The sequence below is a fragment of the Pseudomonas sp. FYR_2 genome, assembly GCF_043106425.1.
Taxonomy (GTDB): domain Bacteria; phylum Pseudomonadota; class Gammaproteobacteria; order Pseudomonadales; family Pseudomonadaceae; genus Aquipseudomonas; species Aquipseudomonas monteilii.
The window spans coordinates 49,780-74,150 of sequence record NZ_JBICMM010000006.1 but is presented as its reverse complement, the minus strand read 5'-3'; the positions used below and the strand labels follow the sequence as shown (position 1 = coordinate 74,150).

Annotated in this window: 20 protein-coding genes; 13 read left to right on the top strand and 7 right to left on the bottom strand. The window is 63.4% G+C overall.

Translation table 11 applies throughout. From position 1 onward, the window contains the following. Positions 1-21: 21 nt before the first annotated feature. From pabB to ACF8R4_RS01105, 4 genes are all read right to left on the bottom strand, one after another. Positions 22-1,365, bottom strand: coding sequence for an aminodeoxychorismate synthase component I (pabB, locus tag ACF8R4_RS01120; RefSeq protein WP_392491513.1), 1,344 nt, complete (start codon positions 1,363-1,365; stop codon positions 22-24). A 124-nt stretch (positions 1,366-1,489) separates the two neighbouring features. Next, entirely contained in the window at positions 1,490-2,470 is a 981-nt protein-coding gene (locus ACF8R4_RS01115) for an alpha-L-glutamate ligase-like protein (protein ID WP_060498363.1), read from the bottom strand. Continuing rightward, on the bottom strand, positions 2,470-4,005 hold the full coding sequence (locus ACF8R4_RS01110; RefSeq protein ID WP_016714745.1) for an inactive transglutaminase family protein: 1,536 nt from the start codon (positions 4,003-4,005) through the stop codon (positions 2,470-2,472). Before ACF8R4_RS01110 ends, ACF8R4_RS01115 begins: the two co-directional genes overlap by 1 nt. A gap of 5 nt (positions 4,006-4,010) precedes the next feature. After that, complete coding sequence (locus tag ACF8R4_RS01105) at positions 4,011-4,547, bottom strand: ATP-dependent zinc protease (protein WP_223624794.1); 537 nt, start codon at positions 4,545-4,547, stop codon at positions 4,011-4,013. 305 nt (positions 4,548-4,852) lie between these two features. Here ACF8R4_RS01105 and ACF8R4_RS01100 point away from each other — a divergent pair, with 305 nt between their 5' ends. The 6 genes from ACF8R4_RS01100 to prpD all read left to right on the top strand — a co-directional run bounded on the left by ACF8R4_RS01100 (position 4,853) and on the right by prpD (position 13,142). Next, positions 4,853-5,569, top strand: a complete 717-nt coding sequence (locus ACF8R4_RS01100) for a GntR family transcriptional regulator (protein WP_016714744.1) — start codon at positions 4,853-4,855, stop codon at positions 5,567-5,569. Further along, complete coding sequence (prpB, locus tag ACF8R4_RS01095; protein ID WP_016714743.1) at positions 5,566-6,456, top strand: methylisocitrate lyase; 891 nt, start codon at positions 5,566-5,568, stop codon at positions 6,454-6,456. The genes ACF8R4_RS01100 and prpB overlap by 4 nt, the downstream gene beginning before the upstream one ends. Positions 6,457-6,514: 58 nt before the next feature. Next, positions 6,515-7,642, top strand: a complete 1,128-nt coding sequence (gene prpC, locus ACF8R4_RS01090) for a 2-methylcitrate synthase (protein WP_060498361.1) — start codon at positions 6,515-6,517, stop codon at positions 7,640-7,642. A gap of 159 nt (positions 7,643-7,801) precedes the next feature. Further along, entirely contained in the window at positions 7,802-10,390 is a 2,589-nt protein-coding gene (acnD, locus tag ACF8R4_RS01085; protein WP_392491510.1) for a Fe/S-dependent 2-methylisocitrate dehydratase AcnD, read from the top strand. 13 nt (positions 10,391-10,403) lie between these two features. Next, positions 10,404-11,594: a 2-methylaconitate cis-trans isomerase PrpF gene (prpF, locus tag ACF8R4_RS01080; RefSeq protein WP_060498359.1), complete on the top strand. Its 1,191-nt coding sequence runs from the start codon at positions 10,404-10,406 to the stop codon at positions 11,592-11,594. A 63-nt stretch (positions 11,595-11,657) separates the two neighbouring features. Further along, positions 11,658-13,142 carry a 2-methylcitrate dehydratase gene (prpD, locus tag ACF8R4_RS01075; RefSeq protein WP_104835164.1) on the top strand — a complete coding sequence of 495 codons (1,485 nt, stop codon included), beginning with the start codon at positions 11,658-11,660 and terminating at the stop codon, positions 13,140-13,142. Positions 13,143-13,215: 73 nt separating this feature from the next. On the opposite strand, the gene acnB is transcribed toward prpD, so the two are convergent. Beyond that, positions 13,216-15,825, bottom strand: a complete 2,610-nt coding sequence (gene acnB / locus ACF8R4_RS01070; RefSeq protein ID WP_060498357.1) for a bifunctional aconitate hydratase 2/2-methylisocitrate dehydratase — start codon at positions 15,823-15,825, stop codon at positions 13,216-13,218. Between the two features lie 406 nt (positions 15,826-16,231). Between acnB and ACF8R4_RS01065 the strand changes: the two genes are divergently transcribed. After that, complete coding sequence (locus ACF8R4_RS01065; protein ID WP_392491507.1) at positions 16,232-16,711, top strand: DUF1289 domain-containing protein; 480 nt, start codon at positions 16,232-16,234, stop codon at positions 16,709-16,711. Positions 16,712-16,839: 128 nt separating this feature from the next. Here ACF8R4_RS01065 and queD read toward each other — a convergent pair whose 3' ends face one another. Then, entirely contained in the window at positions 16,840-17,196 is a 357-nt protein-coding gene (gene queD / locus ACF8R4_RS01060; protein ID WP_060498355.1) for a 6-carboxytetrahydropterin synthase QueD, read from the bottom strand. Positions 17,197-17,399: 203 nt separating this feature from the next. Here queD and ACF8R4_RS01055 point away from each other — a divergent pair, with 203 nt between their 5' ends. The 5 genes from ACF8R4_RS01055 to ACF8R4_RS01035 all read left to right on the top strand — a co-directional run bounded on the left by ACF8R4_RS01055 (position 17,400) and on the right by ACF8R4_RS01035 (position 21,414). Further along, complete coding sequence (locus tag ACF8R4_RS01055; RefSeq protein WP_016714736.1) at positions 17,400-17,708, top strand: PepSY domain-containing protein; 309 nt, start codon at positions 17,400-17,402, stop codon at positions 17,706-17,708. Continuing rightward, complete coding sequence (locus tag ACF8R4_RS01050; protein WP_019097599.1) at positions 17,708-18,022, top strand: PepSY domain-containing protein; 315 nt, start codon at positions 17,708-17,710, stop codon at positions 18,020-18,022. The genes ACF8R4_RS01055 and ACF8R4_RS01050 overlap by 1 nt, the downstream gene beginning before the upstream one ends. Further along, a complete protein-coding gene (locus tag ACF8R4_RS01045; protein WP_019097600.1) occupies positions 18,023-18,691 on the top strand; it encodes a response regulator transcription factor in 669 nt (222 codons plus the stop codon). Continuing rightward, complete coding sequence (locus tag ACF8R4_RS01040; protein ID WP_164524367.1) at positions 18,688-20,007, top strand: sensor histidine kinase; 1,320 nt, start codon at positions 18,688-18,690, stop codon at positions 20,005-20,007. Before ACF8R4_RS01045 ends, ACF8R4_RS01040 begins: the two co-directional genes overlap by 4 nt. A 252-nt stretch (positions 20,008-20,259) precedes the next feature. Then, positions 20,260-21,414 (top strand): HPP family protein, encoded by a 1,155-nt coding sequence (locus ACF8R4_RS01035; protein WP_060498284.1) that lies wholly within the window; start codon positions 20,260-20,262, stop codon positions 21,412-21,414. Here ACF8R4_RS01035 and ACF8R4_RS01030 read toward each other — a convergent pair. Beyond that, positions 21,388-22,254: a LysR family transcriptional regulator gene (locus tag ACF8R4_RS01030; RefSeq protein WP_060498283.1), complete on the bottom strand. Its 867-nt coding sequence runs from the start codon at positions 22,252-22,254 to the stop codon at positions 21,388-21,390. The two genes, ACF8R4_RS01035 and ACF8R4_RS01030, sit on opposite strands and share 27 nt — an antisense overlap. Before the next feature lie 178 nt (positions 22,255-22,432). Between ACF8R4_RS01030 and ACF8R4_RS01025 the strand changes: the two genes are divergently transcribed. Then, positions 22,433-24,322 carry a propionyl-CoA synthetase gene (locus ACF8R4_RS01025; protein ID WP_104835159.1) on the top strand — a complete coding sequence of 630 codons (1,890 nt, stop codon included), beginning with the start codon at positions 22,433-22,435 and terminating at the stop codon, positions 24,320-24,322. Positions 24,323-24,371 lie beyond the last annotated feature (49 nt).

The following is a 24,371-nucleotide window of genomic DNA, read 5'->3' as shown; positions in this document are numbered from 1 at the left end:
AAAAACGCGGGCTAGACGGACTCACAAGCCCTGCAAGGTCTGCATCAACACCCGCACTTTGGCGATCGACTCTTCATATTCGGCTTGCCATTCGGAGTCGGCCACGACCGCGCCGCCACCCCAGCAGCTGACCTGGCCGTCTTTGACCAGCAGGCTGCGAATGGCAATCGAGCTGTCCATCTCGCCGCGCACATCCACATACAGCAGCGAGCCGCAGTACAGCGCCCGGCGCGCGGGTTCCAGCTCGTCGATGATCTGCATGGCGCGAATTTTCGGCGCGCCGGTGATCGAGCCGCCGGGGAAGCTGTCGCCGATCAGGTCCAGGGCATCCTTGTCGTTGGCAAGCTGGCCAGTGACACTGCTGACCAGGTGATGGACGTTGGGGTAGCTCTCCAGGCTGAACAGCTCCGGTACTTTCACCGAGCCGATTTCGCAGGTGCGCCCCAGGTCGTTGCGCAGCAGGTCGACGATCATCAGGTTTTCCGAGCGGTCCTTGGGGCTGCGCAGCAGCTCCTCGGCATTGCGTGCGTCTTCACCTGGGTCGCTGGCGCGCGGACGGGTGCCTTTGATTGGCCGGGTTTCCACCTGGCCCTGGCTGACACGGATGAAGCGCTCGGGCGAGAAGCTCAGCAAGGCGCTGCCGTCAGCCAATTGCTGGTAGCCGGAAAACGGCGTGGGGCATGCCTTGCGCAGGGCCTGGTAGGCTCGCCAGGGGTCGCCCTGGCAGGGGGCGCGGAAGCGTTGAGTCAGGTTGATCTGGTAGCAGTCACCGGCCTGGATGTAGCGCTGTACCTGGTCGAAAGCGGCTTTGTACTGTTCCGGCTGCAGGTCACCCGCCATTGGGGCGAGCAACTGGAAATCACCGGTTTCGGTGCAGCTACTGCCTTCGAACAGGCTGATCAGGCGTTCTCGCTCGTCGCTTGCCAGGCTCGGGTGGAACACCAGCTGGCTGGTGCCGTGCAGGTGGTCGCTGACCAGTGCCCAAGCGTAGAGGCCCAGTTGCGCGTCAGGTAGGCCGAGGTCGTCCACAGCCAGGCTTGGCAGGTGTTCCAGTCGGCGGCCGAAGTCGTAGCTCAGGTAGCCGATCAGGCCACCGGCAAAGGGCAGCTCAACGCCCTTGGGCAAGCTGGCGTGGCCCAGTTGCGCCAGGCCGGCACGCAGACGCTGAAGGAATGCGCGGCCGTCTTCATCGAACTGTGCTTGCAACTGTTGCAGCGGCCAGGCGCTGAGCAGGTCGAAGCGACCGCGTTCGGCGCTGGGGCGGGCGCTGTCGAGCAGGATCGCGCCGGGGGCCAGGCGCAGGCGGGCGAAATAGGCAGCAGGGTCGGGCTGGTAGGGCAGGGGGTGCAGCGTACAGGTCGGCATCAGTGTGGACGGCGATGTAAAAGCGAGGAGGGCGATTGTAGACCTGTGTAGGAAAAGCGCCTAGCACTGGGCGCGACATTCAACATTGTGTTTTATGCAGGGACCGCACAGCGGTCCCAATATTTCAGCGGTTAGGCACGTGCCCGAACAACCCCTGCGCTACACGAACGCGCTGTTCGGCATCTTCGGTAATGCCGTCCTTCGCCAGTGCTTCGATGTGCGCTTCGATGGCATGGGTGCGCTGGGTCAGGCCGCAGTCGTTGGCAATCTGGATGTTCAGGCCCGGGCGGGCGTTAAGTTCCAGAATCAGCGGGCCTTTGTCCTGGTCCAGCACCATGTCCACGCCAATGTAGCCCAGGCCGCACAGCTCATAGCAGCCGGCCGCCAGCTTCATGAAGCCGTCCCAGTTCGGCAGTTGCACGCCGTCCACCGCATTGGTGGTGTCCGGGTGCTTGCTGATGATGTTGTTCAGCCAGGTACCGCGCAGGGTCACGCCGGTGGCTAGGTCGACACCCACGCCGATGGCGCCCTGGTGCAGGTTGGCCTTGCCGCCGGACTGGCGGGTCGGCAGGCGCAGCATGGCCATGACCGGGTAGCCCATCAGCACGATGATGCGGATGTCCGGCACGCCTTCGTAGCTGATGCTCTTGAAGATCTGGTCGGGGGTGACCCGGTATTCGATCAGTGCGCGGTCGCGGTGGCCGCCCAGCGAGTACAGGCCGGTGAGGATGCTCGAAATCTGGTGCTCGATTTCCTCATGGCTGATGATCCTCCCCGACACGGTGCGGTAGCGGTCCTCGAAGCGGTCAGCGATGACCAGGATGCCATCACCGCCGGCACCCTGCGCCGGCTTGATGACGAAGTCGCTGCGCCCGCCAATGATCTGGTCGAGCTTTTCAATCTCTTTTTCGGTCTCGATGATGCCGTACATTTCCGGCACATGGATGCCGGCCGCCAGGGCACGCTCCTTGGTGATGATCTTGTCGTCGACGATCGGGTACAGGTGGCGCTTGTTGTACTTCAACACGTAGTCCGCGTTGCGCCGGTTGATACCCATGATGCCCCGGGCCTCCAGGGCTTTCCACGTCTTGATCAGGCCAAACATCAGGCGTCAGCCTTCTTCAGGAATGCCTTGAAGCGCACGAGCTCGGTGAGGCGGTAGCCGCGGTAGCGGCCCATCGCCAGCATGAAGCCCACCAGGATCAACAACACGGCAGGGAAGGTGAACACGAAGTACACCAGTTCCGGCACCATCATCAGCAGGTGCGCAAGCGATGCGGCGAACAGGGTGCCGATGGCCACTTTCATGGCATGGCCACCGCCACGTTCTTCCCAGGTAATGGACAGGCGTTCGATGGTCATGGTCAGGATCACCATCGGGAACAATGCCACCGACAGCCCGCGCTCCAGGCCCAGCTTGTGGCTGAACAGGCTGATGGCGGCGATCAGCACCACGACAAAGGTGAGTACCACCGACAGGCGCGGCAGCATCTGCAGCTTGAGGTGTTCCAGGTACGAGCGCAGTGACAGGCCCAAGGCCGTGATGACCGTGAACAGCACGATGCCGAAGCCCAGCTGGGTCTCGCGGAAGGCCAGGGCGATCAGCACCGGGGTGAAGGTGCCCAGGGTCTGCAGGCCGATCAGGTTGCGCAATACCAGGATCACCAGCACGCCGATCGGGATCATCACCATGATCATGAAGGTTTGCTGGGTTTGCAGCGGCAAGCCGTACAGCGAGTATTCGAGGAAGTCGGCGTCGGTGTTCTCGTCGGTCAGCTTGGCCAGGCGGATGGCGTTCATCTCGCTGTTGTTCATGCTGAAGGTGACGTTGGCCTTCTTGCCGCCATCGACGGTAATCAGGTTGTCGTCACCGGTCCACCACAGCAGGCGGTCGCTGGGCAGGCCCTGCTCGCCGGTGTCCGGGTTGAAGTACAGCCAGTCGTTACCGTTGAAGCTGCGCAGCCACAGCTCAGGGGTTTGCGGGGTATCGGCCACCAGGCGGATGGTGTGCACCTTCTCCATCGGCACATGGGCGATCGACAGCAGCAGGTCGATGATCTGGGCCTTTTTCATTGGCGAGGTGTCGCCGGCCAGCAGCAGCTTGACGTTGTCGTCGTTGAGGTTGTTGACCCGCTTGATGGTCTCGCTGACGAAGGTCTCGACGTCGGCGGAGTGCTGGCGAATCGGCGCCATCAGGGCTTCGGCGGCAATCTTCTCGGGGCCTTCGATCGCCAGGCTGTCACGGAAGGTCGGGCCTTTGACGGTGGTCTTCTCGTTGCTGTAGCGCTTGGTCAGCACCAGGCGGTAGTACAGGGTCTGGTTGCCGCTGGCGCGGCGGGCCGACCAGGTAACCTTGCGGTTGCCGTCGGCGCGGTTGACGCTGACCCCGTAGTTGTTGGAGATGAAGCTCTCGTTAAGGCTGACGTAGTCGCGGTTCAGCGGTGGCACGAACATCTGCACCTTGACCGGGTCCTTGGTGCTGGCCACGAACTCGACCTTGGCGTCGATGTTCCACAGGTCGTCGGTTTCATCCTCGGTCACCGGGATGCCGAGGAAGAAGATCTGATAAGCCGTGACCGCCACGCCCAGTAGCACCAGGACGGTGATCAGGACTTTCAGATGGAGGGTAAGAGAGCGCATCGGGATTACTCTGCTTTGGGAGCGTCGGTGGCACAGGCAGGTTTGCCGGCCGCATATTTAAGGCTTGGGTCGACCAGCGCGTCGAAGTGCTTGAGCGCCTCGGAGCCGATCAGCAGCGGGAACTGGAACGCGCTGCGGTCGGTGAGGTTGACTTCGATGGTGCGCATGGCCTGGCCCAGGCAGATTTCGAGTTCGATGACCGGGCGGGCGGTATAGGCCTTGCCCGATTCGGCATCATAGTCGCCGGCCCGGCGCTTGATCTTGCTCACGCGTGCCAGTGGGCGCTCGATCGGGTGCGAGTGCGCCGCATCGATGGCCAGGTAGAAGCGCACCCAGCTTTCGCCGTTGCGCTTGAAACGCTTGATGTCGCGGGCGCTGAGCGATGCGGTCTTGGCACCGGTGTCGAGCTTGGCGGCCACTTCCAGGTCCAGGTCGCCCAGGCGGGCGTATTCGTTGAGACCATACACGGTCTTGCCCGCCGCCTGGCCAAGGGCCGGTAGCAGGGTGAGGCATAGCAGCAATAAAACGGGTGTAAGTCTCATAATCCTGGCGCGGTGCGGTGCAAGGTTCGGGCTATGTTAAGGGCAAGGCGACTGGCAACGACTGCGCAAGCTTCCTCGTTTATCTGTCAACAAGCATGAATGGATGACAGACAGGCTATCCATACCCCATCGGAGGCGCGGCATTCTATCACGCCGACGTCTTGACGCCAGCGGTGCGCGATCTGACAGCATCGAGAGGGTGATAGTTCGTTCTTAGACGATTGTCGACAATATTCATTTTGTCTTTGACTTGGAGGGCTCTGTTCGTTAATTTCTGGCGAAGAGTTTTTCAAGGTGTCGACAATATGCAGGACCTTTCCACCCCCAGCCCGGTGCAGGCAGACGAAACGGAAACCCTTTCCGAAAACGTCTTCCGGCGCATCCAGGCGGCCATCGTCAAAGGTGAAATCGCCCCTGGCAGCAAGATCTCCGAGCCGGAGCTGGCGCGCACCTATGGCATCAGCCGCGGGCCGCTGCGCGAGGCCATTCACCGCCTTGAAGGCCAGCGCCTGCTGGTGCGCGTGCCGCATGTGGGGGCGCGGGTTGTGTCACTCAACCACGCCGAGCTGATCGAGCTGTATGAAATCCGTGAATCGCTCGAAGGCATGGCCTGCCGGCTGGCCGCCGAGCGCATGAGCCAGGCAGACATCGACGAGCTGCGCCGGGTGCTCGACACCCACGAGCGCGATGCCGCGTTCCAGGCCGGCCTGGGTTATTACCAGCAGGAAGGCGACTACGACTTCCATTACCGGATTATCCAGGGCAGCGGCAACCAGACCCTGGTCAAGATGCTGTGTGGCGAGCTGTACCAGCTGGTGCGCATGTACCGCATCCAGTTCTCGGCCACGCCCAACCGCCCACGCCAGGCGTTTTCCGAGCACCACCGCATTCTCGATGCCATCGCCGACCGTGACGGCGAACTGGCCGAACTCCTGATGCGCCGCCACATCGGCGCGTCCAAGCGCAATATCGAGCGTCACTACCTGGACGCCCACAACAACAGCCCACGAGGTGAGAAATGACTGTGAAGAGCACCCCCGGTCAGCGTTTCCGCGATGCCGTTGCCGCTGAGCACCCGCTGCAGGTGGTTGGCACCATCAACGCCAACCATGCCCTGCTGGCCAAGCGCGCCGGCTTCAAGGCCATCTACCTGTCCGGTGGCGGCGTGGCCGCCGGCTCCCTGGGCCTGCCGGACCTGGGCATCAGTGGCCTGGACGACGTGCTCACTGACGTGCGCCGTATCACCGACGTGTGCGACCTGCCGTTGCTGGTGGATGTCGACACCGGCTTCGGTGCCTCGGCCTTCAACGTTGCCCGCACCGTGCGTTCGATGAGCAAGTTCGGTGCTGCCGCCATCCATATCGAGGACCAGGTGGGCGCCAAGCGCTGTGGTCACCGCCCGAACAAGGAAATCGTCAGCCAGCAGGAAATGGTCGACCGCATCAAGGCCGCCGTCGATGCCCGCACTGATGACAGCTTCGTGATCATGGCGCGTACCGATGCCCTGGCCGTCGAAGGCCTGAACGCGGCCCTGGACCGTGCCGAGGCCTGTATCGAAGCGGGCGCCGACATGATCTTCCCGGAAGCCATCACCGAACTGCAGATGTACAAGACGTTCGCTGACCGGGTGAAGGCACCGATCCTGGCCAACATCACCGAGTTCGGCGCCACGCCGCTGTACACCACCGAAGAGCTGGCCTCGGTTGACGTGTCGCTGGTGCTGTACCCGCTGTCGGCGTTCCGTGCCATGAACAAGGCAGCCGAGAATGTGTACACCGCGCTGCGCCGCGACGGCACGCAGAAAAACGTGATCGACACCATGCAGACCCGCATGGAGCTCTACGATGCCATTGGTTACCACGCCTTCGAGCAGAGCCTCGATGCGCTGTTTGCCCAGAAGAAGGGCTGAGCAACACCCCGAATTAGCCAGAAAGCATCCATAACAAATTCAAGAAAGGAGAATCACCGTGGCCGAAGCAAAAGTACTCAGTGGTGCAGGCCTGCGCGGCCAAGTGGCTGGCCAGACCGCACTGTCGACCGTGGGCCAGGCCGGTGCCGGGCTGACCTACCGTGGTTATGACGTGCGTGACCTGGCGGCCGGTGCCGAATTCGAAGAAGTCGCCTACCTGCTGCTGTACGGCGAGCTGCCAACCCAGGCCGAGCTGGCGGATTACAAGCGCAAGCTCAAGGGCCTGCGTGACCTGCCGCAAGCACTGAAGGAAGTGCTGGAGCGCATCCCGCGTGACGCTCACCCGATGGACGTGATGCGCACGGGTTGCTCCGTGCTGGGCACCCTGGAGCCCGAGCTCACCTTCGAGGCCCAGCGCGACAAGACTGACCGCTTGCTGGCACTGTTCCCGGCCGTGATGTGCTACTGGTACCGCTTCACCCATGAGGGTGTGCGCATCGATTGCACCAGCGACGAAGACACCCTCGGTGGCCACTTCCTGCACCTGCTGCATGGCAAGAAGCCGAGCGCGCTGCACGTCAAGGTGATGAACGTGTCGCTGATCCTCTACGCCGAGCACGAGTTCAACGCCTCGACCTTCACTGCCCGCGTCTGTGCCTCGACCCTGTCCGACCTGTACTCCTGCGTCACCGCTGCCATCGGCTCGCTGCGCGGCCCGCTGCACGGCGGTGCCAATGAGGCGGCCATGGAGCTGATCGAGCGTTTCCAGAGCCCGCAGGACGCCACCGCCGAGCTGCTGCGCATGCTGGAGCGCAAGGACAAGATCATGGGCTTTGGCCACGCGATCTACAAAGAGTCCGACCCGCGCAACGAGGTGATCAAGGGCTGGTCGAAGCAGTTGGCCGACGAAGTGGGTGACAAGGTGCTGTACCCGGTTTCCGAAGCCATCGACAAGACCATGTGGGAGCAGAAACGCCTGTTCCCCAATGCCGATTTCTACCATGCTTCGGCGTACCACTTCATGGGCATTCCGACCAAGCTGTTCACCCCGATCTTCGTCTGCTCGCGTCTGACCGGCTGGGCGGCGCATGTCTTCGAGCAGCGCGCCAACAACCGCATCATCCGCCCGAGTGCCGAATATGTCGGCGTCGAGCAGCGCCAGTTCGTGCCGATCGAACAGCGCTGAACAGAAATAGAGAGGCAACCCGTTTCCCCTGTGGGAGCGGGCTTGCCCGCGAATGCGCCCGACCGGGCAACAGCGGAGCACCTGCTGACGCATGCGCGGGCAAGCCCGCTCCTACAAGGGTGCGGCGGAGCTTTCCGAATCCTTGACCGAGCCTGAACAATGAATACTGCATACCGCAAAAACCTGCCAGGCACCGACCTGGACTACTTCGATGCCCGTGCGGCGGTCGAGGCGATCAAGCCCGGCGCCTACGACGGCCTGCCATACACCTCCCGCGTGCTCGCCGAAAACCTGGTGCGCCGCTGCGATCCGGCCACCCTCGATGCCTCGCTGAGCCAACTGATCGAGCGCAAGCGCGACCTCGACTTCCCTTGGTTCCCGGCCCGCGTGGTGTGCCACGACATCCTCGGCCAGACCGCGCTAGTCGACCTCGCCGGCCTGCGTGATGCCATTGCCGACAAAGGCGGTGACCCGGCCGCGGTCAACCCGGTGGTGCCGGTGCAGCTGATCGTCGACCACTCGCTGGCCGTCGAGTGCGGTGGCTTCGACCCGCAGGCGTTCGAAAAGAACCGCGCCATCGAAGACCGCCGCAACGAAGACCGCTTCCACTTCATCAACTGGACCAAGAAAGCGTTCAAGAACGTCGACGTGATCCAGCCGGGCAACGGCATCATGCACCAGATCAACCTGGAGAAGATGTCGCCAGTCATCCACAACGACCGTGGCGTGGCCTACCCGGACACCTGCGTCGGCACCGACAGCCACACGCCCCATGTCGACGCCCTGGGCGTAATCGCCATAGGCGTCGGCGGGCTGGAAGCCGAGAACGTGATGCTGGGCCGTGCCTCGTGGATGCGCCTGCCGGAAATTGTCGGCGTCGAACTGACCGGCAAGCTGGCACCGAACATCACCGCCACCGACCTGGTGCTGGCCCTGACCGAGTTCCTGCGCAAGCAGAAAGTCGTTGGCGCGTACCTGGAGTTCCATGGCGAGGGTGCCCGTGCCCTGACCTTGGGCGACCGCGCCACCATCTCCAACATGGCCCCGGAATACGGCGCCACTGCAGCCATGTTCGCCATTGACCAGCAGACCATCGATTACCTGCGCCTGACCGGTCGCGAAGAGCAGCAGGTCAAGCTGGTCGAGACCTACGCCAAGGCCGCCGGCCTGTGGGCCGACAGCCTGGGCGCCGCCGTCTACGAGCGCACCCTGAGCTTCGACCTGTCGAGCGTGGTGCGCAACATGGCCGGGCCGTCCAACCCACACGCACGCGTGGCCACCAGCGACCTGGCGGCCAAAGGCATCGCCGGCAGTTGGGAAGAAGTACCGGGGCAAATGCCTGACGGCGCGGTGATCATCGCCGCCATCACCAGCTGCACCAACACCAGCAACCCGCGCAACGTGATTGCCGCAGGCCTGCTGGCGCGCAATGCCAACAAGCTGGGCCTGGCCCGCAAACCCTGGGTCAAGTCGTCGCTGGCACCGGGCTCCAAGGCCGTGCAGCTGTACCTGGAAGAGGCGGGGCTGGAGAAGGAGCTGGAGCAACTGGGCTTTGGTATCGTCGCCTTTGCCTGCACCACCTGCAACGGCATGTCCGGCGCCCTGGACCCGCTAATCCAGCAAGAAATCATCGACCGCGACCTGTACGCCACCGCCGTGCTGTCGGGTAACCGTAACTTCGACGGGCGTATCCACCCGTATGCCAAGCAGGCCTTCCTGGCGTCCCCGCCACTGGTGGTGGCCTATGCCATTGCCGGCACCATCCGCTTCGATATCGAGAAGGATGTGCTGGGTGTGGTCGATGGCAAGGAAATCCGCCTCAAGGATATCTGGCCGAGCGATGAAGAGATCGACGCCGTGGTGCGTGCTGCGGTCAAGCCAGAGCAGTTCCGCAAGGTGTACATCCCGATGTTCGCCATCGAGGAAGACCGTGGACCGAAGGTGGCGCCGCTGTACGACTGGCGCCCGATGAGCACCTACATCCGCCGCCCGCCCTATTGGGAAGGTGCCCTGGCCGGTGAGCGCACCCTGCGCGGCATGCGCCCGCTGGCGGTGTTGCCGGACAACATCACCACCGACCACCTGTCGCCGTCCAACGCCATCATGCTCGACAGTGCCGCTGGCGAGTACCTGGCGAAAATGGGCTTGCCGGAAGAAGACTTCAACTCCTACGCCACCCACCGTGGCGACCACCTGACCGCCCAGCGTGCCACCTTCGCCAACCCCAAGCTGTTCAACGAAATGGTGCGCAAGGAAGACGGCAGCGTAAGGCAGGGTTCGCTGGCGCGTATCGAGCCGGAAGGCAAGGTCACCCGCATGTGGGAAGCCATCGAAACCTACATGCAGCGCAAGCAGCCGCTGATCATCGTGGCCGGCGCCGATTACGGCCAGGGTTCGTCCCGTGACTGGGCGGCCAAGGGCGTGCGGTTGGCGGGTGTCGAGGCGATCGTGGCCGAAGGCTTCGAGCGCATTCACCGTACCAACCTGGTGGGCATGGGCGTGCTGCCGCTGGAGTTCAAGCCGGGCACCGACCGCAAGACCCTGGGCCTGGACGGTAGCGAGACGTATGACGTGCTGGGCGCGCGTACGCCGCGGGCGACTCTGACCCTGATGGTTACCCGCAGCAATGGTGAGCGCCTGGAAGTGCCGGTGACCTGCCGCCTGGATACCGCCGAGGAAGTGTCGATCTACGAGGCGGGTGGCGTGCTGCAGCGTTTTGCCCAGGACTTCCTCGAAGCAACCGCTTGAACAGGACTTGAACATGGCACATGTACCGCAAGTAAAAATCCCCGCCACCTACATCCGTGGCGGCACCAGCAAGGGTGTGTTCTTCCGCCTGCAAGACCTGCCCGAGCAGGCGCAAATCCCGGGGCCGGCCCGCGATGCGCTGCTGTTGCGGGTAATCGGTAGCCCCGACCCTTACGGCAAGCAGATCGACGGCATGGGCGGTGCCACCTCCAGCACCAGCAAGACCGTGATCCTGTCGCGAAGCATCAAGCCCGGGCATGATGTGGACTACCTGTTCGGCCAGGTCAGTATCGACAAGGCGTTTGTCGACTGGAGCGGCAACTGCGGCAACCTGTCTGCGGCGGTCGGTTCGTTCGCCATCAGCAGTGGCCTGGTGAGCGCGGCGCGCATTCCACGCAACGGTATCGCCACGGTGCGCATCTGGCAGGCCAACATCGGCAAGACCATCATCGCCCATGTGCCGATCACCGAAGGTGAAGTGCAGGAAACCGGCGATTTCGAGCTGGACGGGGTGACCTTCCCGGCGGCCGAGGTGCAGCTGGAGTTTCTCGACCCGGCAGCCGACGAAGACGGTGACGGCGGTTCGATGTTCCCGACCGGTAACCTGGTCGATGAGCTGGAGGTGCCGGGCGTAGGCACGTTCAAGGCCACCCTGATCAACGCCGGCATTCCTACCATCTTTGTCAATGCGGCCGATATCGGTTACACCGGTGCTGAACTGCAGGATGCCATCAACGGGGACCCTCAGGCGCTGCTGCGCTTCGAGACCATTCGCGCTTACGGTGCCGTGCGCATGGGCCTTATTGAAAACGTCGACCAGGCAGCCGGACGTCAGCACACACCAAAAGTGGCGTTCGTTGCGCCGCCGAGCACCTACACTGCGTCCAGTGGCAAGGCGGTGCAAGCGGGTGATATCGACCTGCTGGTGCGCGCCTTGTCCATGGGTAAGCTGCACCATGCGATGATGGGGACGGCTGCGGTGGCGATTGGCACTGCGGCGGCCATTCCGGGCACGCTGGTCAACCTCGCGGCTGGCGGGGGGGAGCGTAGCGCCGTGCGTTTCGGCCACCCCTCGGGCACCTTGCGGGTCGGGGCCGAGGCGCGTCAGGTGAATGGTGAGTGGACAGTGACCAAGGCAATCATGAGCCGCAGTGCTCGCGTGCTGATGGAGGGCTGGGTTCGCGTGCCTGGCGATAGCTTCTAACGCACCAATGGCGCTCGGCTTCAAGAGGGGCTGCACAGCAGCCCCCTTTCACAGGAGCTGCATATGAGCGCCAACGTTGACCTGAACGACCGCCCGGACTACGACCGAGTGCTGCAAACCCTGGCCGACTACGCCCTCGGCTACCGGGTCGATTCCGCCGAAGCCCTCGACACCGCACGCAACTGCCTGATGGACACCTTGGGCTGCGGCCTGCTGGCCCTGCGCTTTCCCGAATGTACCAAGCTGCTCGGTCCTCAGGTTGAAGGCACGTTGGTGCCCAATGGTGCCCGCGTCCCCGGTACCGCCTACCGGCTCGACCCGGTCAAGGCGGCCTGGGACATTGGCTGCACCGTGCGCTGGCTGGATTACAACGACACCTGGCTGGCAGCCGAATGGGCTCACCCCTCGGACAACCTGGGCGGTATCCTGGCCGTTGCCGATCACCTGTCGCAGAAGCGTGTGGCCGCTGGTGAAAAACCGCTGCTGATGCGTGATGTGCTCGAAGCCATGGTCATGGCCCATGAGATCCAGGGTGTGCTGGCACTGGAAAACGCGTTCAACCGTGTCGGTCTCGATCATGTCATTTTGGTGAAAGTGGCCTCGACTGCCGTGTGCGCCAGGTTGATGGGCGCCAACCGCGAGCAGATGCTCTCGGCGTTGTCCCATGCCTTCGTCGATGGCCAGGCCCTGCGCACCTATCGGCATGCGCCCAATGCCGGCTCACGCAAGTCCTGGGCGGCGGGTGATGCGTCCAGCCGTGGCGTGCGCCTGGCCGATATCGCCCTGCGCGGTGAGATGGGCGTACCGGGTGTGCTCACGGCCCCACAGTGGGGCTTCTACGACGTATCGTTCAGCCATACCAACAAGGACCTGGCGCTCAAGCCCGCCGGGCAGTACGAACTGCGTCTGCCTCAGGCCCTGGGCAGCTACGTGATGGAAAATGTGCTGTTCAAGGTCAGCTTCCCCGCCGAATTTCACGCCCAGACTGCCTGCGAAGCGGCGGTCACCCTGCACCCACGGGTGCGTAACCGCCTGCATGAAATCGACCGCATCGTCATCACCACCCAGGAGTCGGCAATCCGCATCATTTCCAAGAGCGGCCCGCTGGCCAATGCCGCTGACCGTGACCACTGTTTGCAGTACATGGTGGCAGTGCCGTTGATCTTCGGGCATCTGGTGGCGGAGCACTATGAAGACACCTTCCATGCCAACCACCCCAGCATCGACCGCCTGCGCGAGAAGATGGAAGTGGTGGAAGACCCGCGCTTCAGCCGCGAGTACCTCGAGCCGGACAAGCGCTCGATCGCCAATGCGCTGCAGGTGTTCTTCAAGGATGGCAGCAGTACCGAGCAGGTGGTGGTGGAATACCCGATCGGGCACCGGCGGCGGCGAGGGGAGGGCATACCCCTGCTGGAGGCCAAGTTCAGGGCCAACCTGGCAACGCGGTTTGCGCGGCAGCGGTGTGGGGAGGTGCTGGAAGTGTGCAAGGACCAGCAAATGCTGGAAGCGATGGCGGTGCACCGCTTTGTGGATTTGTTCGTGATCTGAGCGGGTGTGAGCAGGCAAATGAAAAAGCCCCGGCATCGCTGCCGGGGCTTTCTTTTACAGCGTGTAACTCAGCTTACGCCTGAACCACCGGGATCTTGGCGTTGGCTGCCGCTTCGCGGAACTCGGCGATCTGGTCGAAGCTCAGGTAGCGGTAAACGTCGGCAGCCATGCTGTCGATGTCTTTCGCGTACTGCATGTACTCTTCGACGGTCGGCAGCTTGCCGATGATCGAAGCGACAGCAGCCAGCTCGGCCGATGCCAGGTACACGTTGGTGGCGTCGCCCAGACGGTTCGGGAAGTTACGGGTCGAGGTGGAGACCACGGTCGAACCGGTCTGAACACGTGCCTGGTTACCCATGCACAGCGAGCAGCCTGGCATTTCCATGCGCGCACCGGCCTTGCCGTAGATGCCGTAGTAGCCTTCTTCGGTCAGCTGGTGGGCGTCCATCTTGGTTGGCGGGGCCAGCCACAGACGGGTCGGAATACCGCCCTTGACCTTTTCCAGCAGCTTGCCGGCAGCGCGGAAGTGACCGATGTTGGTCATGCACGAGCCGATGAACACTTCGTCGATCTTCTCGCCCTGTACCGAAGACAGCAGGCGGGCATCGTCCGGGTCGTTCGGCGCGCAGAGCACAGGCTCTTTGACGTCGGCCAGGTCGATTTCGATGATTTCGGCGTATTCGGCATCGGCGTCGGCCGACAGCAGCTCAGGCTTGGCCAGCCAGGCTTCCATGGCCTGGGCGCGGCGCTCCAGGGTGCGGGCATCGCCGTAGCCTTCGCCGATCATCCAGCGCAGCAGGGTGATGTTGGACTGCAGGTACTCGGCGATGGCCTTCTCTGGCAGTTTGATGGTGCAACCGGCAGCAGAACGCTCAGCCGAGGCGTCGGACAGCTCGAAGGCTTGCTCGACGGTCAGTTCGTCCAGGCCTTCGATTTCCAGGATGCGGCCGGAGAAGGCGTTTTTCTTGCCTTTCTTCTCGACGGTCAGCAGGCCTTGCTGGATGGCGTAGTAAGGGATCGCATGCACCAGGTCACGCAGGGTGATGCCAGGTTGCAGTTTGCCCTTGAAGCGCACCAGGATCGACTCTGGCATGTCCAGCGGCATGACGCCGGTGGCAGCGGCGAAGGCTACCAGGCCGGAACCGGCCGGGAACGAGATGCCGATCGGGAAGCGGGTGTGCGAGTCGCCACCGGTACCCACGGTGTCAGGCATCAGCATGCGGTTCAGCCAGCTGTGGATGATGCCGTCGCCCGGGCGCAGCGACACGCCGCCACGGGTGCGGATGAAGTCTGGCAGGGTGTGGTGGGTGGTGACGTCGATCGGCTTCGGATAGGCCGCGGTGTGGCAGAACGACTGCATGACCAGGTCAGCGGAGAAGCCCAGGCAAGCCAGGTCTTTCAGCTCGTCACGGGTCATCGGGCCAGTGGTGTCCTGGGAGCCGACGGTGGTCATCTTAGGCTCGCAGTAGGCACCCGGGCGCACGCCCTGGCCTTCTGGCAGGCCACAGGCACGGCCGACCATCTTCTGCGCCAGGGTGAAGCCCTTGCCGGTGTCGGCAGGCTGCTCTGGCTTCTTGAACAGGTCCGATGGGCCCTGGCCCAGCTCGGCGCGTGCTTTTTCGGTCAGGCCACGGCCGACGATCAGCGGGATGCGGCCGCCAGCGCGGACTTCATCCAGCAATACTTCGGTTTTCAGCGCGAACTCGGTAACCAGCTCGTCGCTGCCGTGGCGGCGCACTTCACCTTTGAACGGGTACACGTCGATGACGTCGCCCATGGCCAGGTTGGTGCAGTCGAATTCGATCGGCAGGGCGCCGGCGTCTTCCATGGTGTTGTAGAAGATCGGGGCGATCTTGGTGCCGAAGCAGAAGCCGCCGGCGCGCTTGTTCGGCACGTACGGGATGTCGTCACCGAAGAACCACAGCACCGAGTTGGTGGCGGATTTACGCGACGAACCGGTACCGACCACGTCACCGACGTAGGCAACCGGGAAGCCTTTGGCCTTGACGGCTTCGATCTGGGCCAGCGGGCCGACCGAACCTGGCTGCGACGGCTCGATGCCGTCACGGGCCATTTTCAGCATGGCCAGGGCGTGCAGCGGGATGTCAGGGCGCGACCAGGCGTCCGGGGCAGGGGACAGGTCGTCGGTGTTGGTCTCGCCAGGCACCTTGAACACGGTCAGGGTGTACTTGTCGGCGATGGCCGGGCGCGAGGTGAACCACTCGCCGGCAGCCCAGGACTCCAGGACGGCCTTGGCGTGGACGTTGCCCGCCTTGGCTTTTTCGGCCACGTCGTGGAAGGCATCGAACATCAGCAGGGTGTGCTTGAGCTGTTCGGCCGCGACGGCGCCCAGTTCGGCGTCATCCAGCAGTGCGACCAGCGTTTCGATGTTGTAGCCGCCCTGCATGGTGCCCAGCAGTTCGGTGGCGTGCTTGCGGTCGATCAGTGGCGACTTGGCTTCGCCCTTGGCGACGGCGGAGAGGAAAGCAGCCTTGACGTAGGCAGCTTCGTCGACCCCTGGCGGTACGCGGTTGGTGATCAGGTCTACGAGGAAGGCTTCTTCGCCGGCCGGCGGGTTTTTCAGCAGCTCGACCAGGCCTGCAGTTTGTTCGGCGTTCAGCGGCTGGGGCACGATACCCAGGGCGGCACGCTCTTCGATGTGTTTGCGGTAGGCTTCAAGCACAGTTATTTCCCTCATCAGTGGTCCCTAAAGGGGGTCCGGGACGCTCATCCAGCATTCCATGCACCCATGCGCTGCTACGGCTTTGTGGGCCGCCCAGCCAGGGTCGCAAAGAATCCTTACAGAAGCTGCTTTCAAAGTTTTACGCCTGCAGAACGGGGAGCTGATGAGGGCTGGCGCGGGCATGCGAGGGGTGCATGGCCCGGGCCAACGCCGTTCTACCGGATTAACTGTGCTCGTGACGCTTTGAAAACAGCTTCCAACGGACATTGTTGCCTTTGAAAAGGCGGGATGATTCTACGGCAAAAAAAGCCTGAAGGTAAGGCGCAGAAGATGACTTTAACGAGTGACCCTGGTTAGACAAAGGGCTAACATGGGGCCGTGTTCCACCGCCAAGCTGTTGTTTTTCATGTCCAACAAGTCCATCAAGACCCCTTGCGTCGGCCTGTGCTCCACGGTGTACGGAGACACGGTGTGCCGTGGCTGCAAGCGCTTCCACCACGAAGTGATCAACTGGAACGGCTACGACGACGCGCAGAAGCGCGCGGTATGGCTGCGCCTTGAGCAGTTGCTGGTGCAGGTGATGATGGCCAAGCTGGAGGTGTTCGACAAAGGCTTGCTGCGCCAGCAGCTGGAACAGCGCTCCATCCGCTTTGTCGAGCAGCAGTCGGCGTATTGCTGGGCGTACCAGTTGATTGCCCGTGGGGCGCGGATGATCCGGGACCTTGAGGCCTATGGCATGGTCTTGCTGCCAGAGTTCCGTGACTGGGAACTGCCGCAATTGCGCGATGCCATCGACCGCGAATTCTTCCTGCTTTCAGAAGCGCATTACCAGCGCTACATCGCGCCAAGTTTCCTGCGTGATGCCTTGCAGTCGGGGCATGGCTGAAACTATTTGATAAAGCTGCTGGTCTCTTCGCGGGCAAGCCCGCTCCGACAGCATTACCACTGCTCTTGATGGCGTGATGTACCTGTGGGAGCGGGCTTGCCCGCGAAGAGGCCAGTGAAGCGACCGAATCAGTCGCCGGTGTATTCACACCCGCTGGTGCAGGTTTCGTGGATGCGCACCTTCGACAGCTCTGGCATCAGCGGTTTGACCTGCTCCCAGATCCACTTGGCGATCACTTCACTGGTGGGGTTTTCCAGGCCCGGGATGTCGTTCAGGTAGTTGTGGTCCAGCTTGTCATAGATTGGCTTGAAGATCGCCTTGACCTCGGCGAAGTCGCGAATCCAGCCGGTGTGCGGGTCCAGCGGGCCGGTCAGGTGCAGGCCGACCTTGAACGAATGGCCATGCAGGCGGCCGCATTTGTGCCCTTCAGGGACGTGGGGCAGGCGGTGAGCCGATTCGAATGTAAATTCCTTGAAGATTTCCACGCTGTCATAACTCTGTGCGAATCAATAATGCTCGCAGTCTACCAGCATGCCCGCTACAAGGCTTGCAGGTGTTCATGCAACCGCCCGGTGGTGTGGTCTTGACCTGAGCTATCATGGCGCCAGCTGTTTTCAGGTTGAATTAAGGACCGGTGGTTAATCTTAACCCCGTAGACAACTTGCACAGTTCTCAGGAGAGAAGAACGATGAAAACCTTGACTGCCCTGTTCACCGCCGCCGCCCTTGCCCTGGGCGCCAATGCCGCCTTCGCCAAGGACGTACAGCCTGACGAAGTGGTCAAACTGGTCAACGCCAAGACCATTAAGTCGCTCGACGAGCTGAAAGCCACCGCCGTGGCCAAGCACCCGGGCGCCACTGTCACCGATTCGGAGCTGGAAGACGAGTACGGCCGCTACATCTACAAGGTCGAATTGCGTGACACGCAGAACGTAGAATGGGACGTGGCGCTGGACGCCAAGACCGGTGAAGTGCTGAAGGACGAGCGGGACAACTGATGATTCACTTACCGCGGCCAGCGCGCTACCTCGCGCTGGCGCTGCTGGCCGTGTGTTCGCTGGCCGCCGCCCGCGACCTTGACCAGGACGAAGCCCTGAAGCTGCGCCAGAAGGGCGTCATCCTGCCGCTCGAACAGTTGCTGGAAACCGCCCTGGGGCGTTACCCCGGGGCGCGTTTGCTGGAGGCCGAGTTGGAAGAGGACGACGATCGCTACGAATATGAAGTCGAACTGCTGACGGCGGACGGTGTGGTGCGCGAGATCAAGCTCGATGCCAGCACCGGCGCCTTGCTCAAAGACGAGGAAGACGACTGAATGCGCCTGTTGCTTGTCGAGGACAATGTACCGCTGGCCGACGAGCTGACCACCGGCCTGCAGCGCCAGGGTTATGCCGTGGACTGGCTGGCTGACGGCCGCGATGCGGTGTACCAGGGCCAGAGCGAGCCCTACGACCTGATCATCCTCGACCTTGGCCTGCCGGGCTTGCCGGGCCTGGACGTGCTGGCCCAGTGGCGTGCCGCCGGCCTGGCCACGCCGGTGCTGATCCTTACCGCCCGTGGCTCGTGGGCCGAGCGTATCGAAGGGCTGAAAGCCGGGGCTGATGACTACCTGAGCAAACCGTTCCACCCGGAGGAGTTGCAACTGCGCATCCAGTCGCTGCTGCGCCGTGCGCGTGGTCTGGCCAATCAGCCAACACTGGAAGCTGCCGGCCTGCACCTGGATGAAAGCCGCCAGTGCGTGAGCCGTGATGGCGTGGATGTGCAGCTGACCGCCGCCGAGTTCCGCCTGCTGCGCTACTTCATGCTGCACCCGCAGCAGATCCTGTCCAAGAGCCACCTGGCCGAGCACCTCTACGACGGTGAAACCGAGCGGGATTCGAACGTGCTGGAAGTACACGTCAACCACTTGCGCCGCAAGCTGGGCCGCAGCGTGATCGAGACCCGGCGCGGGCAAGGCTATATCTACGCGGGGAGCACCGGGTGAAGTCGATCCAGGCGCGTTTGAGCCTTGGCCTGGTCGCGGTGCTGGTGGTCATCGGCGTGGTCCTGGCGCAACTGACCTTGTGGTTGTTCGAAGCCGGCCTGCAGCGTTACCTGGAAAACGGCCTGCGCAAGGAAAGCGAGAACCTGCTGGTGGCGCTGGTGCGCGGGCCATCCGGCCTGCAGCTGGATGAGCGCCGCATCTCGGCGGCGTATCAGCGGCCTTTTTCCGGTTATTACTTCCGTATCGATTTCGACAAAGGCACCTGGCGCTCACGCTCGCTGTGGGACCTGGACATGCCCAAGCCAGCTGCGCCAGGCCTTTCCGACAGCCATGAACTCGGCCCGGAAGGGCAGCAACTGCTAGCCCTGCGCGCTGACTACCGGCGCCTGGGCCAAGACATCTCCATCAGCGTCGCGCAGGATTACTCGCCGGTGCGTGAGGGCTTTCGGCGCATGCAGCAGATCGGCCTTGGCATGGGCCTGGTGGCACTGATTCTGGTGTTGGTGCTGCAGCGCATGACCGTAACGCGTTCGCTGCGGCCGTTGGAACGGGCGCGCCAGCAGATCGCCCAACTGCAGCAAGGCCAGCGGTCACAACTGGATGCCGAGGTGCCCAGCGAGCTGGCCCCGTTGGTGGGGCAGATCAACCACTTGCTCAGCCATACCGAAGACAGCCTGCGCCGTTCGCGCAATGCTTTGGGTAACCTGGGGCATGCACTGAAGACGCCGTTGGCGGTGCTGCTGAGCCTGGCGTCCAGCGAGCGCCTGAAGGACTTGCCCGAGGTGCGGGCGCAGATGCGTGAGCAGCTGGAGCAGATTCAGCAGCGGTTGGCGCGCGAACTGAATCGCGCGCGGTTGGCGGGTGATGCCTTGCCCGGTGCGCAATTCGATTGCGATGCCGAACTGCCGGGGTTGCTGAGCACGTTGGGCATGATCCATGGGGAAGGGCTGCTGCTGGCCAGCGATGTGCCCCCCGGGTTGCTGTTGCCATGGGACCGTGAGGACTTCCTGGAGTTGCTGGGCAACCTGCTGGACAACGCCTGCAAGTGGGCCGACAGCGAAGTGCGCCTTGGCATTGAGCCGAACGCCGAGGGCTATCAGGTATGGGTCGATGATGACGGCCCGGGGATTCCCGAGGGCCAGCGGCAGCAGGTGCTGGAGCGCGGTTCGCGGCTGGACGAGCAGGTGGACGGGCACGGCCTGGGGCTGGGCATCGTGCGCGATATCGTCGAGGCCTGGGGTGGGCGGCTGGCCTTGCTGGAGAGCCCGCTGGGTGGGCTTCGCGTCAATATCGACCTGCCGCGCAAGGCCCGATAATGCCGGGGCCGAGATCCCCTGTGGGAGCGGGCTTGAGGATGATCAGTACTGCAAAAAAATTGCAGTACAGCCGCATTTTTTTGAATTAGCCCAATCTCCCCCCTCCCGGCAAAATCCCGTTCACGAAACCCTGCGCTTTCCATCTCTCCACGGACGGAGCCCCTTGTGGTATTGCACGCGCAATACGAGGCCCAGGCCACCTCGGCTGGGCTTTCTTTTTAATCAGAAAAACCAAAGATTCCGACTACTCAAATGCCTGCCTCGCGTTCCGAAAGTCGTCTGCAGCGGCTGTTGCCGGCGCCCCTGAATATTCCCCCAAAAGAATGGCTGCGTGCCGCTATCGGTGCGTTGCTCGGCCTGTTCCTCGCCGGCTGGCTGACCAGCATCGCCTATGGCCCCGGTATCGCCCTGCACCTGCTTGGCCCGCTGGCCGCCTCGGCTGTGCTGGTGTTCGCCGTGCATTCCGGCCCACTGGCCCAACCCTGGCCGGTGCTGGGCAGCTATGCCCTGGCGGGCGCGGTCGGCCTGGCCATGCGTGAAGGCTTCGGCCCCGAGCTGTGGGTGGCCGCTGCCGCCCTGGGCATCTCGCTGCTGGTGATGTGCCTGCTGCGCTGCCTGCACCCACCGGGTGGCGGGGTGGCGGTGAGCGCCGTGCTGGCTGACTCAGGGCTGAACGCCATGGGCGACCACCTGCTGGAGCCGGTGCTGCTCAATGCGTTGATCCTGGTGGCGGTGGCGATTGTCTACAACCGCTTGACGGGCGTGCGCTACCCGAAAGGCGCGGTGCCGCGCAAAGACCTGCACCACACCCATGACCCGCTGCCCGGCGAGCGGGTGGGCATCCGCAGTGAAGACCTGGACCAGGCCCTGGAACAGCTGGGCGAGTTCGTCGACGTCACCCGTGACGAGCTGGAGCGCATCATCCTCGCCACCGAGCAACACGCCCTGCAGCGCAGTCTCGGCGGTATTACGGCGGCCTCGGTGATGTCCCGCGACGTGCAGTTCGCCACGCCCGACACCACCCTTGAACAGGCCTGGAAAATGCTCGCCAGCTACCACCTGAAAACCCTGCCGGTGTTACAGCACGGCAAACTGGTGGGCATCGTCAGCCTCAGCGACCTGGTTGGCCCGGCGATGCAGCGCGGCCGTTTCAGCTGGCGCGGGCTGTTTGGCCGCAAGGCGGTGCGCATGGAGCAGGTGATGAGCCGGCGGGTGGTGAGTGTCAGCAGTCAGCACCCGTTGGAGCACCTGCTGCCACTGTTGTGCGAACAGGGCTTGCACTGCCTGCCGGTGCTCGACGCCGACCAGCTGGTGGGGGTGATTACCCAGACTGACCTGATTGCCGGCCTCAAGCGCCATTTGCTCAGCAAAGCCGAGGCGTCAGATAACCGGGTCCCAGCGCTGTGACCAGTCGCTGGCGCCTGCAGCTACAAGTCGGCGCAAGATAGCGAAGGCCTGTTGAAGGGCTTCGCTGTCGTGTTCGCGTGGATACACCAGGAAGGTTGGGTAAGTGAACTCTGGCGCCTGTGGTACCCGCTCGAACACACCGCTGTCCAGGTATGCCTGCACCACACGCGTGCGAAAGTAACCGCTGCCACCTTGGTCGAGAATGAACTGCAAAGCCAACGGGCCGAGGTTGAAGCTTAACGCCGGGCGCGCGCAATCGGGCAGGGCGGCATCGTGCCGGCGGCGGAAGGCCTCGCCCCAGTCGATGTAGATGTACGGCTCGGGTTGGTCGACGCGGCGCACGCGGATCAGTTTTTCTTCCATCAACTGTTCCACCTGCAAACCCGGCCCGTAGGTCGGCTGGTACACCAGTGCAGCGTCCAGCAGGCCCATCTCGACCTTGCGCAGCAGCGACTCGCCGTCGCTCACTTCGCTGCGTATGGCGTGGCTGGGCAGTTCACGGTGCAGGGCAGTGACCCAGTCAAGCAACATCGGGTTACCCAGGCTGACTTCTGCCCCCACATGCAGCACCTGCTGGCAGCCTTCAGGCAGCGGCAGGTCGCGCCGCGCTGCTTCCCAGGTTTGCACCAGCTGGTTGGCATAACTGACAAAGGCCTCGCCGTCGCTGGTCAGGCTGGCACCGTTGCGGCTGCGCACGAACAGCTGGCAGCCCAATTGCTGCTCCAGGCGCTGCACCCGGGCGGTAATGGCCGTCTGTGACACGAACAGGCGCTCGGCAGCGGCGACCAGGCTGCCGCAACGCACGATTTCCAGAAAGGTTCGGGCCTGTTCGATATCCATGGGCTGCTCGGTGGCTGAGGGGTGGCCTATTCTAGAGGCTTTGCACCGTTAGGGGCGCTTTTGCGTTGTCTGCAAATTTGCAGGTCGGTTGTGACTTTAGTCCCATGGCGGCGCTGTTGTAGCGGTCCATACTCAAGGTTCGCCCTTCAATAACAACAAGTACCGGGTTCCTTTCGCTATGAGCTATCAGCACAGCTACGCCCATTCCATTTCCGACCCTGCCGCATTTTGGGCGGAACAGGCCGCGCACCTGGCCTGGCACCGCAAGCCTGCCCTTACCCTGCAAGACAACGCCGACGGTACCCACCGCTGGTTCGCCGATGGCCGCCTGAACAGCTGCTACCTGGCCCTCGATCACCAGATCGAGCAGGGTCGTGGCGAGCAGCTGGCACTGATTTACGACTCGCCGGTGACGGGCGTGCAGCAGGCTTACACCTACAACCAGTTGCGCGACGAAGTGGCGCGCCTGGCCGGCTTGCTGCGCCAGTTGGGGGTCAACAAGGGCGATGGTGTGATCATCTACATGCCCATGGTGCCGCAGGCGGCCATGGCCATGCTGGCCTGCGCGCGCATTGGTGCGGTGCACTCGGTGGTGTTCGGTGGCTTTGCCGCCAACGAGCTGGCCCTGCGCATCGATGACGCCCGGCCGACGCTGTTGCTCACGGCATCCTGCGGGCTGGAGTTCGACCGGGTGATTGCTTACAAGCCGCTGGTCGACCGTGCCCTGCAACTGGCCCGGCACCAGCCGCGCAATGTGCTGGTGCTGCAACGGCCGCAGGCGCAAGCTGAACTGCAGCCAGGCCGCGACCTGGACTGGCAGGCGGCACTGGCCGGCGCCACGCCGGTCGCCCCGGTCGAACTGGATGCCGGTGACCCGCTTTACATCATGTACACCTCGGGTACCACCGGCAAACCCAAGGGTATCGTCCGGGAAAACGGCGGTAATGCTGTGGCGCTGTGCTATGCCATGCGCCATATCTATGGCATGCAGGCCGGCGATGTGTGGTGGGGCATTTCCGACGTGGGCTGGGTGGTCGGCCATTCGCTGATCGTTTACGGGCCGCTGATGAGCGGCTGCACCACGGTGTTCTACGAAGGTAAGCCAATTCGCACCCCGGACGCCTCGGCCTACTGGCGGGTGGTGGAGCAATACAACGTCAATGCGCTGTTCTGTGCGCCCACCGCCATGCGTGCCATCCGCAAGGAAGACCCGGAGGGCGAGCTGATCCGCAAGCACGACCTCAGCTCGCTGCGCCAGCTGTTCCTGGCGGGTGAGAAGCTCGACTCAAGCACCCATGAATGGCTGGAGCGGGTCAGTGGCAAGCCGGTGCACGACCATTGGTGGCAGACCGAAACCGGCTGGCCGGTCACTGCGCCCTGCGTCGGGCTGGAAGGCAGCGCGGCCAGGCCGGGCTCAAGCAACCGGGCGGTACCGGGCTACCATGTGCGTGTCGTGGATGACGAAGGCCACTTGCTGGGGCCTGATCAGCAAGGCTCGATTGTCATTGCGCTGCCGTTGCCGCCCGGGTGCAGCCAGACGCTATGGGGCGACCACGAGCGTTACTTGCAGGCCTACCTGCGCACCTATCCGGGTTACTACCACACAGGCGATGGCGGCTACCTGGACGATGATGGCTTTGTCTACATCATGGGGCGCACGGATGACGTGATCAACGTGTCCGGGCACCGGCTTTCCACCGGCGAAATGGAGGACCTGGTGGCCTGTCACCCGGCGGTGGCCGAGTGCGCGGTGATTGGCGTGCACGACGAGATCAAGGGGCAGGTGCCGCTGGCGCTCGTTGTGCTCAAGGACGGCGAGGGCATCAGCGAGGCGCAGTTGCTGGTGGACCTGGTGGGCAGCGTGCGCGAGGCAATCGGCCCGCTGGCCTGTTTCAACCGGGTTCGGCGGGTGAAGCGTTTGCCTAAAACGCGTTCGGGGAAGATCTTGCGGGCGGTGCTGCGCAAGATTGCCGATGGGCAGGAGTATGTGCCGCCCTCGACCCTGGATGACCCTGCGGTGCTGGGGGAGATCGAGGCGGTGCTGGCGGATCTGCCCAGGGCGTGTTGATGAGCTGACGGTTCTGGCCTCTTCGCGGGTTTACCCGCGAAAAGGCCGT